Annotated in this window: 12 protein-coding genes; 5 read left to right on the forward strand and 7 right to left on the reverse strand. The window is 64.4% G+C overall.

Annotation, left to right across the window (positions count from 1 at the left end; genetic code table 11):
• The first annotated feature begins 43 nt into the window (after positions 1-43).
• The 5 genes from dapA to CH266_RS13720 all read left to right on the forward strand — a co-directional run bounded on the left by dapA (position 44) and on the right by CH266_RS13720 (position 6,449).
• Positions 44-988: a 4-hydroxy-tetrahydrodipicolinate synthase gene (gene dapA, locus CH266_RS13700; protein ID WP_094715534.1), complete on the forward strand. Its 945-nt coding sequence runs from the start codon at positions 44-46 to the stop codon at positions 986-988.
• Between the two features lie 71 nt (positions 989-1,059).
• Positions 1,060-3,441: an ATP-binding cassette domain-containing protein gene (locus CH266_RS13705; protein WP_094715438.1), complete on the forward strand. Its 2,382-nt coding sequence runs from the start codon at positions 1,060-1,062 to the stop codon at positions 3,439-3,441.
• Positions 3,442-3,473: 32 nt separating this feature from the next.
• Positions 3,474-4,034, forward strand: coding sequence for an isochorismatase family protein (locus CH266_RS13710; RefSeq protein WP_027497135.1), 561 nt, complete (start codon positions 3,474-3,476; stop codon positions 4,032-4,034).
• 98 nt (positions 4,035-4,132) lie between these two features.
• Positions 4,133-4,933, forward strand: a complete 801-nt coding sequence (locus CH266_RS13715; RefSeq protein ID WP_094715535.1) for a HugZ family pyridoxamine 5'-phosphate oxidase — start codon at positions 4,133-4,135, stop codon at positions 4,931-4,933.
• A 112-nt stretch (positions 4,934-5,045) separates the two neighbouring features.
• Positions 5,046-6,449: an NAD(P)/FAD-dependent oxidoreductase gene (locus CH266_RS13720; RefSeq protein ID WP_032366182.1), complete on the forward strand. Its 1,404-nt coding sequence runs from the start codon at positions 5,046-5,048 to the stop codon at positions 6,447-6,449.
• 91 nt (positions 6,450-6,540) lie between these two features.
• Here the strand turns inward: CH266_RS13720 and CH266_RS13725 are convergent, their stop codons facing one another.
• From CH266_RS13725 to CH266_RS13755, 7 genes are all read right to left on the reverse strand, one after another.
• Complete coding sequence (locus CH266_RS13725) at positions 6,541-7,200, reverse strand: urease accessory protein UreD (RefSeq protein WP_094715439.1); 660 nt, start codon at positions 7,198-7,200, stop codon at positions 6,541-6,543.
• Between the two features lie 3 nt (positions 7,201-7,203).
• Positions 7,204-7,908 (reverse strand): urease accessory protein UreG, encoded by a 705-nt coding sequence (ureG, locus tag CH266_RS13730; protein ID WP_032370566.1) that lies wholly within the window; start codon positions 7,906-7,908, stop codon positions 7,204-7,206.
• A gap of 61 nt (positions 7,909-7,969) precedes the next feature.
• Positions 7,970-8,659 (reverse strand): urease accessory protein UreF, encoded by a 690-nt coding sequence (locus CH266_RS13735; RefSeq protein ID WP_052060889.1) that lies wholly within the window; start codon positions 8,657-8,659, stop codon positions 7,970-7,972.
• Positions 8,659-10,380 carry an urease subunit alpha gene (locus CH266_RS13740; protein WP_027497140.1) on the reverse strand — a complete coding sequence of 574 codons (1,722 nt, stop codon included), beginning with the start codon at positions 10,378-10,380 and terminating at the stop codon, positions 8,659-8,661. Before CH266_RS13740 ends, CH266_RS13735 begins: the two co-directional genes overlap by 1 nt.
• Positions 10,380-11,012, reverse strand: a complete 633-nt coding sequence (locus CH266_RS13745) for an urease subunit gamma (RefSeq protein WP_094715440.1) — start codon at positions 11,010-11,012, stop codon at positions 10,380-10,382. The genes CH266_RS13740 and CH266_RS13745 overlap by 1 nt, the downstream gene beginning before the upstream one ends.
• Positions 11,013-11,062: 50 nt before the next feature.
• Positions 11,063-12,334 carry a DUF6986 family protein gene (locus CH266_RS13750; RefSeq protein ID WP_094715536.1) on the reverse strand — a complete coding sequence of 424 codons (1,272 nt, stop codon included), beginning with the start codon at positions 12,332-12,334 and terminating at the stop codon, positions 11,063-11,065.
• Positions 12,335-12,339: 5 nt separating this feature from the next.
• Positions 12,340-12,801 (reverse strand): PaaI family thioesterase, encoded by a 462-nt coding sequence (locus tag CH266_RS13755; protein ID WP_027497142.1) that lies wholly within the window; start codon positions 12,799-12,801, stop codon positions 12,340-12,342.
• Positions 12,802-12,988 lie beyond the last annotated feature (187 nt).

Here is a 12,988-nt window from a genome sequence, read left to right on the forward strand (position 1 = left end):
ACATCGCTGGACCGAGACGATCATGTGGGCTCACACTCGGACGATGAACATGTCCACTCCTTCGGCCACGTCGACGTTCGGCACCAACCTGGTTGCCATGTGCACACCGATGAACGCCGATGGGCAGGTGAGCCGCACCGGCACCGACGCCTTGCTGGCCCACTTGCTCGCGACCGGTTGCGACGGCGTCGTCGTCGCCGGCACCACCGGGGAGGCACCGACTCTCACGCCGCGTGAGCAGGCCGATCTGATCACGGCGACGCGCGAATTCTCGGGCCACGCCCTGCGTGTGATCGCGGGTGTCGGCACCAACGACACCTCCGCCGGGATCGAGTCGGCGCGACGTGCCGCCGATGCGGGGGCCGACGCATTGCTCGTCACCGCCCCCTACTATTCGCGCCCCACGCAGGCCGGCGTCGCCGATCACATCGTCGCCATCGCCGATGCCGGAGCCCTTCCGGTCATGGTGTACGACGTGCCGGCTCGGACCGGTGTGCCGATCGACGCGTCGACCCTGGTCGACCTCTCGCGGCATACCTCGATCACGGCGGTCAAGGACGCGAAAGGCGACCTGTACGAGGCGATGAACGTCATGGCTGAAACCGACCTGGCCTATTACTGCGGTATCGACGAATTGACCCTGCCCTATCTGTGCTGCGGTGCAACGGGTTCGGTGAGTGTGGTCGGCAATGTCGTCGCCGACCGCTACGCCGACCTCTTCGACGCGGTCCGTGCCGGAGATCTGACTCGCGCGAACGCGGTACAGCGATCGCTGCTACCTCTCGTCGAGGCCGTCATGCGCACCACCCAGGGAGCGATCATGGCCAAGGCGGCCTTGGTCGCCATCGGTGTGCTGGTCGACGCCACGGTGCGGCGACCGTTGCTCGAATCGTCCGCCGCAGATCTGCAGCGTCTGACCCACGCGTTGGCGGTGACAGGAATCGATCAGGAATCGAGAAGCATGCGCGTTCCGATACGACTACCGTGATCGCACACATACCTCGGTGCAATCGACCTTCTCGGTTTCGGTTGCCGTGACGATCAGGAGACACCGCGAGCATGGCGACGACCAAGGTCACGCAGAAATCGGCAGCGCACGCCGCCGACAGTCACGATCTGATTCGAGTACAGGGCGCGCGGCAGAACAATCTCGCCGACATCAGCGTCGAACTTCCCAAGCGACGCCTCACGGTGTTCACCGGTGTCTCCGGGTCCGGAAAGAGCTCCCTCGTCTTCAGCACCATCGCGGCCGAATCCCAGCGCATGATCAACGAGACCTACAGCGCCTTCGTTCAGGGCTTCATGCCGACTCTCGCGCGGCCCGACGTCGATGTGATGGACGGGCTCACGACGGCCATCATCGTCGATCAACAGCGAATGGGTGCCAATCCCCACTCCACCGTCGGAACCGCCACCGACGCCTATGCCATGCTTCGCATTCTATTCAGCAGAGTGGGGAAGCCGTATATCGGCTCTGCACAGGCTTTTTCGTTCAACGTGGCATCGGTCTCCGGTGCAGGTGCTTACAAGGTGGACAAGGGAGGTCGTCAGACCACCGAAAAGAAGTCCTTCTCCGTCACCGGTGGAATGTGCCCGCGCTGCGAGGGACGCGGCTCGATCAGCGACTTCGACTTGAATGCCCTGTACGACGCGAGCAAGTCCCTCAACGAGAGCGCCATCACGATTCCCGGCTACAGCATGGAAGGCTGGTACGGCAGAATCTTTCGCGGCTGCGGTTACTTCGACCCCGACAAACCCATCGCGAAATACACGAAGAAAGAGCTCGACGATCTGCTGTATCGAGAGCCCACGAAGATCAAGGTCGAGGGCATCAATCTGACCTATTCGGGCCTGATCCCTCAGATCCAGAAGTCGTTCCTCTCTAAGGACGTCGACGCGATGCAGCCGCATATCCGGGCGTTCGTGGAGCGTGCGATCACGTTCACCACGTGTCCCGAATGCGACGGAACGCGGCTCAACGAGGGTGCACGATCGTCGAAGATCAAGGGCATCAACATCGCCGACGCCTGCTCGATGCAGATCAGCGATCTGGCCACGTGGGTCGCAGGCCTGAAGGAACCGTCGGTCGCACCGCTGCTGACGACGCTGAGCGAGACCCTGGACTCGTTCGTGGAGATCGGCCTCGGCTACCTGAGCCTGAATCGGCCGTCGGGCACACTGTCGGGCGGAGAAGCGCAGCGCACGAAGATGATTCGACATCTCGGCTCGTCGTTGACCGACGTCACCTACGTGTTCGACGAGCCGACGACGGGTCTTCACCCCCACGACATCGAACGGATGAACGACCTTCTTCTGCAGTTGCGGGACAAGGGAAACACCGTTCTCGTCGTGGAGCACAAGCCGGAAACGATCGCCATCGCCGACCATGTCGTCGACCTGGGGCCCGGTGCCGGCAGTGCGGGTGGGCACGTCTGCTTCGAGGGCACCGTCGACCAACTGAGGCAGAGCGATACGGTCACCGGCCGCCATTTCGACGACCGCGCGAGTCTCAAGGATTCGGTTCGCGAGTTCTCGGAGGTGCTCGAGATTCGAGGGGCGGATTCGCACAATCTGCGAGACGTGGACGTCGACGTTCCACTCGGCGTGCTGGTCGTTGTCACCGGAGTGGCGGGCTCCGGTAAGAGCTCGCTGATTCACGGGTCGCTTTCGGGCACCGACGATGTGGTCTCGGTCGATCAAGGTGCCATCCGCGGATCGAGGCGAAGCAACCCCGCGACCTACACGGGTCTGCTCGAACCCATCCGCAAAGCCTTCGCGAAGGAGAATGCGGTCAAACCCGCTCTGTTCAGCTCCAATTCGGAGGGTGCCTGCCCGACGTGCAATGGGGCGGGAGTCATCTACAGCGACCTCGCCATGATGGCCGGCGTTGCTACGACGTGTGAGGTGTGCGAGGGCAAACGGTTTCAAGCTTCGGTACTCGAGTACCATTTCGGCGGCCGAAACATCGACGAGGTGCTGTCCATGTCGGTGGCCGAGGCCGAGGATTTCTTCTCCGACGGACCGGCGAAACTGCTTGCAGCACAAAAGATTCTGCAACGGCTGAATGACGTCGGACTCGGCTACCTGAAGATCGGCCAGCCGCTGACGACTCTCTCGGGCGGCGAACGGCAACGACTCAAGCTCGCGACACACATGGCCGAGAAGGGTGGGGTGTACGTACTCGACGAGCCGACCACCGGGCTACACCTCGCCGATGTGGACAAACTGCTCGGGTTGCTCGACCGCCTGGTCGATTCGGGTAAGTCGGTGATCGTCATCGAGCACCATCAGGCCGTCATGGCCCACGCCGACTGGATCATCGACCTCGGCCCAGGAGCCGGGCACGACGGCGGCCTCGTGGTGTTCGAGGGCACCCCCGCAGATCTGGTGGCGGACGGATCCACCCTGACCGCGAAGCACCTGGCCGCGTACGTCGGATAGCTGACCAGAACCGAACACTCGATGGAGACGACGTGACCACCCTGCCCGACCGCCCTGCAACTGCACTGTTGATCGTCGACGTCCAGAACGACGTCATGGCCGCCGCCCACGATCGCACTCGCGTCGTCGACAACATGGTGCGACTGGTCTCACGAGCGCGAAAGACCGACACACCGGTGATCTGGGTGCAGCATTCCTCGGACCACGAGCTCGTGTCCGGCAGCCCGGGCTGGCAACTCGTGGAGGAACTTCCGATCGACGCCGGAGACGCATTGGTGCACAAGAAGCATGGAGACGCCTTCGAGGACACGTCCTTGGAGGAGGTGCTCGCCGGTGCCAGCGTCGGTCGTGTGGTGGTTGCCGGCGCGCAAACGGACTTCTGTGTGCGATCGACTCTGCACGGAGCTCTGATTCGTGGGTACGACGTGACCTTGGTCAGCGACGCCCACACGACGGAGAACCTGCCGGACCCCGCCCTGCCTACAGCGCAGCAGGTCATCGCGCACACGAACATGTACTGGGACAACCAGACCGCACCCGGTCGAACCGCATCGGCCGTCGCCACCGAGGACGTCGCGTTCGTCGGCCGCTAGCCTGACGCTCCTATTGTTGCTCTGTTCGACTCGTGCTGACGGCAACCCGGTCACGCACGCACACCATCTCGTTCCGGGACGAACGTAGACTGCCGCCCATGGCACTCGATCACGGCGATCCCGGCGACGCCCCGTCCGTTCCCCCTCCCCTGTCTCCGGTGGTCGCGGACCGTCGTCCGTCGGCGGCCGAGGAGGCGCGCACGATCGCTGCGTCCACCAATATTGCGACGCTGGCCAGCCTGACCGCCGACGGCGATCCATGGGCGTCGTTCGTGACATACGGCTTGCTCGACGGAGCACCCGTGCTGTGCGTGTCGCGGATGGCGGAGCATGGTCGAAATCTCGACGGTGATCCACGAGCGAGTCTGTCGATCGTTGCACCCCAGTCACAGACGGACCCGCTGGCCTCGGGCCGCATCACGCTGGCCGGGGTGGTCGAGCGACCGGCAGGAGCCGAGCTCACTGCCGCACGACAAGCGCATCTCGACGCGGTGCCGGCCGCCAAGTACTACGTGGATTACAGCGACTTCACGCTCTGGGTCATGCGAGTGCATCGGGTGCGATGGGTCGGCGGGTACGGCCGAATGGATTCGGCGACGGCCGACGCGTACTCCGCGGCGTCCCCGGATCCCGTGTCTCCGTCCTCGGCCTACGCCGTCGAGCACCTCAACGCGGACCATGCGGCGTCTCTGTTGGCGATGGCGCGGAAGCTCGGTGGCTACCCGGACGCGACCTCGGCGACGTGTACCGCCGCAGATCGCTACGGCCTCGATCTGAACGTGCACACACCCCGCGGTGTGGCCTACACCAGAGTCGGTTACTCCGAGCCCATCGATTCCGCGGACCAGCTGCGCGCTGCAACGGTGGAACTGGCCAGGAGGTCGGCTACTGCCCCGTAGTTCTTCGTGACAGTGAGAGCTGCACCTCGACCGGTAGCTGGGCCCTTGGCGAGACGCTCCGCCCCGGGGCGACTACCGTTGTGGCTACATCGCAACGTCTAGGGAGCAGGTAATGAGCATCCAACCGGTCGAATCGAAGCGCCACCGTGTCGTCGTCATCGGTTCCGGGTTCGGAGGTCTGTTCGGCGTCAAGGCGCTCAAGAAGGCCGACGTCGACATCACCCTCGTCGCAAAGACGACCCACCACCTATTCCAGCCGCTGCTCTACCAGGTGGCCACAGGCATTCTGTCCGTCGGTGAGATCGCTCCCACTACCCGCGTCATTCTGCGCAAGCAGAAGAACGCCGAGGTGTTGCTGGGCGACGTGCTGAACATCGACCTCGAGGCCAAGACGGTCACGTCCAAGTTACTCGAGCGCGTCACCGTCACCCCGTTCGACAGCCTGATCGTGGCCGCCGGTGCCCAGCAGTCGTACTTCGGTAACGACCATTTCGCCGAGTTCGCGCCCGGCATGAAGACAATCGACGATGCACTCGAACTGCGCGGACGCATCCTCGGAGCCTTCGAGCAGGCGGAACTCTCCGACGACCAGGAGGAGAAGGACCGCCTGATGACGTTCGTCGTCGTCGGAGCAGGTCCGACGGGTGTCGAACTCGCAGGGCAGATCGCAGAACTCGCCGACCGCACCCTCGACGGAGCGTTCCGCAACATCGATCCCCGCGACGCGCGCGTCATCCTGCTGGACGCCGCACCGGCCGTCCTTCCCCCGATGGGCGAGAAACTCGGCCGCAAGGCAGCCGAACGGCTCGAGAAGCTCGGTGTCGAGATCCAGCTCAACGCGATGGTCACCGACGTCGACAACGACGGCCTGACCGTCAAGGAAAAAGACGGAACGACGCGTCGTATCGAGGCTCAGTGCAAGGTCTGGTCCGCGGGCGTGCAGGGCAGCCCGCTCGGCAAGCAGCTGGCCGACCAGTCGGGTTCGGAGACGGACCGCGCCGGCCGAGTTCTGGTGGAACCGGATCTGACTGTCAAGGGTCATCCGAACGTCTTCGTCATCGGCGACTTGATGTCGGTCAAGGACGTTCCCGGCATGGCACAGGGTGCGATCCAGGGTGCCACCTACGCAGCCAAGCTGATCAAGGCATCGGTCAAGGGGCAGGACGACCCCACCCAGCGAGCACCCTTCAAGTACTTCGACAAGGGCTCCATGGCCACGGTGTCGCGATTCAATGCGGTGGCCAAGGTCGGCAAGCTGGAGTTCGGTGGCTTCATCGCATGGCTCATGTGGCTCGCCCTCCACCTGTACTACCTGGTGGGGTACCGCAGCCGTATCACCACGGTCATTTCCTGGTTCGTCACGTTCCTCGGTAGAGGCCGTGCTCAGATGGCATCGACGGAGCAGCAGGTGTTCGCGCGGCTTGCCATCGAACAACTGAACTCTCTCGAGAAAGCGGGCGACGTGAACAAGCGGACGGCCGAGGTCGAAGAGGAACGCGAAAAAGCAGCGGGTTGATCCACGCAGCACCCTCAAGGTAAGTGAAGCAGAAAGGGCTCCGTCCGACGCGCATCGTCGGACGGAGCCCTTTCTTTCTGCCCCGCCCGATCTATCGGGTCGGCTGAAGGCGATGACCGACGGAGGTACTCAGCGAGCCACCCCCGGCCAAGGCCAAGCGCACGGTGCCGCCCGCCAGATCGACCTCGGAATCCCGACTGTCCGGATAGCGAAGCGTGCTGGACATCGACATCGGTGCCGACAAGCCGTCGTGCGCCACCGTCCCCTCCCCCAGTTCCACCCGGTGGCGCAACAGCGGCCGGCCTCCCACATCGCAGTGCATCGAACTCGCCCACTGTCCCGCCACCTCGTCGAGCCTGCCGATCTGTACGCGCTCACGCAGCCACAGATCCGAGTCTTGTTCCAGTTCGATGACATTGAGCACCGTGTGAGAGGCATCGGAGACGACGACCATCGGCTCGGGGTCGAAGACGAGTGACGCCCCCGCCCCCAGCTCGACATGCCATTGCGCCGACGAATGACGTTGTGCTGCACCGGGCATCGCCAAGGACGCTGCCACACTGCGCACATCCAGACGAGCGCCGGCAGCCACCGAGATCCTGACGCTGATGGTGTCTCCGCCGAGAGGCGTGGCCGCGGTGCCGATCAGGTGGACGGTGTCGGGCCCCGTTTGCCTACCTGCGAGTCCGCCGACCGATGTGATGCGGGGACTGCGTCGACGACTCGCGTCGATGCGGAGCTCGGTGTGCATCGTTCAGTGCGCGTGGTCGTGTGCGTCGGCGTCGGCGATGACCTTCAATTGCTCACGCACCCAGCCGAGCACCGTCGTTGCGGCGGGATCGTCCGTGAGAGAGATCAGGGCCGTGGGACGACCCTCGCGCACCTGCGCGGCGTCGCGCTCCATGACACCCAGATCCGCACCGACGTACGGCGCGAGATCGGTCTTGTTGACGACGAGCAGGTCGGAGAACGTCACGCCGGGACCACCCTTACGAGGCACCTTGTCTCCTCCCGCGACGTCGACGACAAAAATTTGGACGTCGATCAAACCGGACGAAAACGTGGCGGTGAGATTGTCGCCGCCGGACTCCACCAGAATCAGGTCGAGAGGGGGGTTGTTCTCGATCAGGTCGTCGATCGCGTCGAGATTGGCGGTGATGTCGTCGCGTATCGCGGTATGCGGACAGCCGCCGGTCTGCACGGCCGTGATGCGCTCGTCCGGCAACACTGCGTGCCGCCGCAAGAAGTCGGCATCCTCGGTGGTGTAGATGTCGTTGGTGAGCACGGCCAGAGACAGCTCGTCGCGGAGCTGGCGGCACAAGGCGGCCACCAAGGCGGTCTTACCCGAACCGACGGGTCCGCCGATTCCCACACGCAAAGCATCGCCTGCGACCCGTGTGCGCTTGGGTCGGTCCAACCCGTGGTCGTGGGGCTCACCGTCGATCAGGTGCGGGGGCATGACATCTCCTTCGGTCGAGAAAACGGTACTGCGGTCGAGAACCGTGTCGGCGGTCGTGAATTCAGGATACGAACAATGGGCGATCGCGGACCGCGTGGGCTTCCGCGAACATATCCAGCAGCGGATCGGACAGCTCCATCAGAACCGGGAGCGACGCACACGCGGCGTCGGCCACTTCATCGCAGAAGTCCCCCAACCGAATGGTGCACGAGGCAACCTCGGCGGGGTCGAGCGCAAGCAGACGTTGCGCCGCGATCGCCGAGCCGGTCATGGTGATGTACACCTGCACAGCCGCGGTGTCGGCGACGGACAGATCTGCTGCGAGTCCCACGTGCCCGGCCGCGACGGCCAGATGCGGCCGGCGGCCGATGGACTGCCAATCGTGATGCGGCCATGCCGATTTGGCCAATCTGAGCAGCCCCCGACCCTGAGCTCGCGACGCAGCTCGCACTGCCGGCGACGGCGTCCGGGCATCGCACTCGGCGTCGGCCGCATCCGTGTCCAACGAGCCGAGAACAACCGCACCCGCGATGGACGCCGCCGTGGCTCCCGACGTCCGAATTCGCCGACGCAGAAATGCTTCGAGGGTATCGATGTCGCGCACGAAACCCGACGCGATCGCTTCTTCGACTCCCCCGGAATGGACGTGCCCACCGGTGGGAAGTCGCGAATCTGCAAGCGAGAGAAGGGTTGTGACCTGTCGACGTGCAGCGTACGACGACGCAGTCGACGAGAGGGATCCAAGCGCCATCAGAAGAGGAAATACCGTTGCGCCATCGGCAATTCGGACGCCGGTTGTTCCTTCCACACCTCGCCGTCGATACGCACGGTGAAGGTGTCCGGATCGACTTCGATCTCCGGAAGCGAATCGTTGAGCGGCATATCGGCTTTCCTGATCCCGCGCACGTTCGCAACCGGAACGAGACGGCGATCGCACGCGAGGCGATCGGCCAGACCGTCCTCGATCGCTTGTGGCGCAACGAAATGCAGCGACGTCGCAGCGGCTGCCTTGGGTGACGCTCCGAACATCGGCCGCGGCAGCTCGGGTTGCGGCGTAGGAATGGATGCATTGGCATCGCCCATCGCGGCCCACGCGATCATGCCGCCCTTGATGACCATGTGCGGACGCACACCGAAGAAGGCCGGATCCCACAACACCAGATCGGCGAGCTTGCCCGTTTCGATCGACCCGATCTCCGCATCGAGACCGTGGGCCACGGCCGGACAGATCGTGTACTTCGCGACGTATCGCCTGACCCGATTGTTGTCGGCACCGTTGTCCCCGGGCAGGTATCCGCGCCGCGCCTTCATGACGTGAGCTGTCTGCCAGGTTCGCAGCACCACCTCACCGATACGTCCCATGGCCTGGGCGTCGCTGCCGATCATCGAGATCGCTCCCATGTCGTGCAGCAAGTCCTCGGCCGCGATGGTCGACGGCCGAATGCGGCTCTCGGCGAACGCCAGATCCTCCGGAATGCTCGGACTGAGGTGATGGCACACCATCAACATGTCGAGATGCTCGTCCAACGTGTTCACGGTGTGCGGACGCGTCGGGTTGGTCGAGCTGGGCAGTACGTGTGCTTGCGCGGCAACGGTGATGATGTCGGGAGCGTGTCCGCCGCCTGCACCTTCGGTGTGATAAGCGTGTATTCCACGGCCGTTGATCGCAGCGAGGGTGGTCTCGACGAATCCGGCCTCGTTGAGGGTGTCGGAGTGAAGAGCCGCTTGAACTCCCGCCTCGTCGCACACTCGCAGGCACGCGTCGATCGCGGCGGGAGTCGACCCCCAATCCTCGTGCAACTTGAATCCCGAAGCGCCGCCGCGCAACTGCTCCCACATCGAATCGGGATTGACCGTGTTGCCTTTGCCGAGCAGCACGATGTTCATCGGCCAGTCGTCGAGCGATTCGAGCATCCTGGACAGATGCCAGGCACCCGGGGTGACGGTGGTTGCCTTGCTCCCTTCGGCGGGGCCGGTACCACCCGCGATCACCGTGGTGATGCCGCCGCCGAGGGCTTCTTCCTTGATCTGCGGGCAGATGAGGTGCACATGGCAATCGATGCCGCCGGCCGTGACGATCTTTCCGTTGCCCGCGATGATCTCGGTCGACGGTCCGATCACGAGATCCGGATGAACGCCGGTCATGGTGTCGGGATTGCCGGCCTTTCCGAGCGCAACGATCCGACCGTCGCGAATACCGAGGTCTGCCTTGATGATTCCCCAGTAATCGACGACGACGACTCCGGTGATGACGGTATCCGGGGCACCGTCTGCCCGGGTGGCGCGTGACTGGCCCATCGACTCACGGATCACTTTGCCGCCGCCGAACACCGCTTCCTCGCCGGCCTTGCCCGGACCACCACTTCGGTCCTCGGTGATCTCGATCAGAAGGTCGGTGTCGGCCAACCGAATCCGATCACCCGTCGTGGGGCCGAACAACTGGGCGTATCGACTGCGACTCATACGCGCCATCAGCTGTCCAACTTTCCTGGAGGTGTCATGCTCAAGCCGTATACCTCGCGGGTCCCACCGAGGGGCACGAGTTGCACCGTCTGCTCGATGCCCGGCTCGAAGCGCACGGCAGTGCCGGCCGGAATGTCGAGCCGACACCCGTAGGCGCGATCGCGATCGAACTGCAGGGCGGCGTTCGCTTGAGGAAGATGCACGTGACTTCCCACCTGCACCGGTCGATCGCCGCCGTTCACCACCGTCAACGTGATCGATTCGGCGCCGTCGTTGATCTCGATATCTCCTGCGACGGTGAAGATCTCACCCGGAACCAGATGGCCGTCTCCGCGCTCGGGCGAGATCGGCTCGTGCACCGTGATCAGTTTCGTTCCGTCGGGAAACGTCGCTTCCACCATCACCTCGGGAAGCAGTTCGGGCACACCACTCAGTACGTCGTCGGCCGTGAGCACTTCCCGGCCCGACGCCATCAGCTCGGCCACGGACTTTCCGTCACGAGCACCCTCGAGGAGGTGATCGGTGATGACCGCGATCGCCTCGGGGTGATTGAGTTTCAGGCCGCGAGCACGGCGCCGCCGCGCGAGTGCGGCGGCGTAGCTGACGAGCAGTCGATCCTGCTCGTGCGGAGACAACCGCATGTAGGTTCTCCGTCCGATCGGTGATGATGCTCGGCAATTCTGACACGCAGTCAGCCCAGAGGCACGGTGACCGACCGATCGAGCAGACCCCGCAGGACATTTCGGTCGACAGAAGGGGCCACGTCCTGCAGTTCGGTGACCCCGAACGCGCCCGCGTCCAGGCCGCGTACCAAGACGCCCGCGAGAGCCTGCGCCGTCGCCGGCTCGTCCATCACATCTCCGCCGCGACGATCGAGGTAGTTGCCCAGTCGAGCTGCGGCGACGGGCATCGCGTGACGAAAGAATTCGAACGTGGCCAACCACCGCGTCACGAGATGACCGGGGTGCATGTCCCACCCCTGGTAGAAGCCCCGCTCGAGGGATCTGGTCACCAGATCGAAGTGGCGCCGCGCCGACGCTGCCACTTGTTCGGAGCTACCGGTCGGAACCACCTGGGTCGACCCGTCGCACACCCACACGCCTGTCTGTGCTGCCGCAACCAACATGACGTTCTTGGCATGGTCTGCCACCGGATGAGCCAGAGATTGCTGCGCCGATGTGATTCCACACGCCGCGCTGTAGTCGTAGGTGCCGTAGTGGAGCGACGTGCAGCGACCATCCGCGCGGGCTATCGCACGCGCCAACGTCGTCGTACCGTCGGCACCGATCACGGCCTGCGGGCTTTCGATCTGCAACTCGAAACGGAGTGCCCGATCGGGAAGACCGTGAGCCCGCTCGAGTTCTCCGCACAACGCGACCACGGCCGAAACCTGCTCGACCGCGCGGAGTTTGGGCACTGTGAACACGAAACCGTCGGGCACTCCCCCGGCCCCGTCCAGGACGAGTTCCAGGGTTCGAATGCCACGCCGACGCTCATGAGCGGCAAGGCCTTTCGCACGGATGCCCAGCCACGACGGGCCCGCCGTGTCGCGTGCCAGCGCAGCCAACGCTGCACCTGCTGCCGCGGCGTGACGATCCTCGACGGCGTCGGAGCGCCACCCGTAGCCGTCCTCGAAATCGAACCTGAGGTCCTGGATCGGTGCTGCGTTCAGCCGGTCCCGTACCACCGGTAGAGCATCGGTGGTGCCGAGGCCGGCGAAGGCCTCGGGATGCGCATCGAGCAGGCCGAGGGCTGCGGTTCCCCATGCGGCCGGGATGTTCTCGGACGCCTCGGAGGCCGGGACGTAGACAGTGTGGGAGGGCTGCCCGCCTATTCGGTCTCCCGGATAGTGCTGCGCCAGATCGGCATCGATGGGCTCGAAGAGTGCTTCGATGCGGGCGAACGCGTCGTCGGTCAGCGCTCCGCCGGCGGAAGGGGGAACGACATCGTCGTGTCCGGTCATGGGCTTCACTGTCCCAGACGTGCTGTGTTTTCGATATTCGCCAGCCGCACTTTGCCCTGTGCCACCAGGCGACCGCCCTCGTCGGAGATGTCGACCTGCCAGAGTTGCTGGGTGCGGCCTCGATGGATCGGATGTCCGTGCGCGGCAAGAGAGCCCGAGCGCGTTGCTCGCAGGAAGTCCGTGCTGTTGTTCACCCCGACGACATGACCGCGCGAACCGAACCAGGCCGATCCACCGATGCTGGCAACCGATTCCACCACGGCGCACAGAACACCACCGTGCATGATCCCGGCCGGCTGGTGCAGTTGCGGGGTGACATCCCACTCTGCGCGAACGACGTCGCCGGTCACTTCTCGGTAGGTCAGTCCGACCACGCCGTCGAATCCGCGTCCGCAGAGTTCGGTCAACTGTTCCGGGGTGAGGGTCTCGAAGGGGCTCGCTTCGGTGGTGCCGTTCGAATCGGTCATTGCTCCGCTTCCGGTCGCGTACTGAGAATGTTCGCCGACTGCAGTCGACCCATGACCAGAAATACACGACACTCCGCCCGAGAAAATCGGTGGGCCTCTCGTTCGAGTCGAACGAGAGGCCCACCGTGGCAAGGACCGGGAGACACTGCAGCCCTCAGGTCTCCGGCGCGGTCCGTTGGTATGAAAT

This window comes from Rhodococcus sp. 06-1474-1B, from assembly GCF_002258885.1.
Lineage (GTDB): Bacteria > Actinomycetota > Actinomycetes > Mycobacteriales > Mycobacteriaceae > Rhodococcoides > Rhodococcoides fascians.

Bases quoted from the DNA above. Each gene is read 5' to 3' on its own strand.
- dapA (WP_094715534.1), top strand. From the start codon at position 44: ATGAACATGTCCACTCCTTCGGCCACGTCGACGTTCGGCACCAACCTG.
- CH266_RS13705 (WP_094715438.1), top strand. From the start codon at position 1,060: ATGGCGACGACCAAGGTCACGCAGAAATCGGCAGCGCACGCCGCCGAC.
- CH266_RS13715 (WP_094715535.1), top strand. From the start codon at position 4,133: ATGGCACTCGATCACGGCGATCCCGGCGACGCCCCGTCCGTTCCCCCT.
- CH266_RS13720 (WP_032366182.1), top strand. From the start codon at position 5,046: ATGAGCATCCAACCGGTCGAATCGAAGCGCCACCGTGTCGTCGTCATC.
- CH266_RS13725 (WP_094715439.1), bottom strand. From the start codon at position 7,200: ATGCACACCGAGCTCCGCATCGACGCGAGTCGTCGACGCAGTCCCCGC.
- ureG (WP_032370566.1), bottom strand. From the start codon at position 7,908: ATGCCCCCGCACCTGATCGACGGTGAGCCCCACGACCACGGGTTGGAC.
- CH266_RS13735 (WP_052060889.1), bottom strand. From the start codon at position 8,659: ATGGCGCTTGGATCCCTCTCGTCGACTGCGTCGTCGTACGCTGCACGT.
- CH266_RS13740 (WP_027497140.1), bottom strand. From the start codon at position 10,380: ATGGCGCGTATGAGTCGCAGTCGATACGCCCAGTTGTTCGGCCCCACG.
- CH266_RS13745 (WP_094715440.1), bottom strand. From the start codon at position 11,012: ATGCGGTTGTCTCCGCACGAGCAGGATCGACTGCTCGTCAGCTACGCC.
- CH266_RS13750 (WP_094715536.1), bottom strand. From the start codon at position 12,334: ATGACCGGACACGACGATGTCGTTCCCCCTTCCGCCGGCGGAGCGCTG.
- CH266_RS13755 (WP_027497142.1), bottom strand. From the start codon at position 12,801: ATGACCGATTCGAACGGCACCACCGAAGCGAGCCCCTTCGAGACCCTC.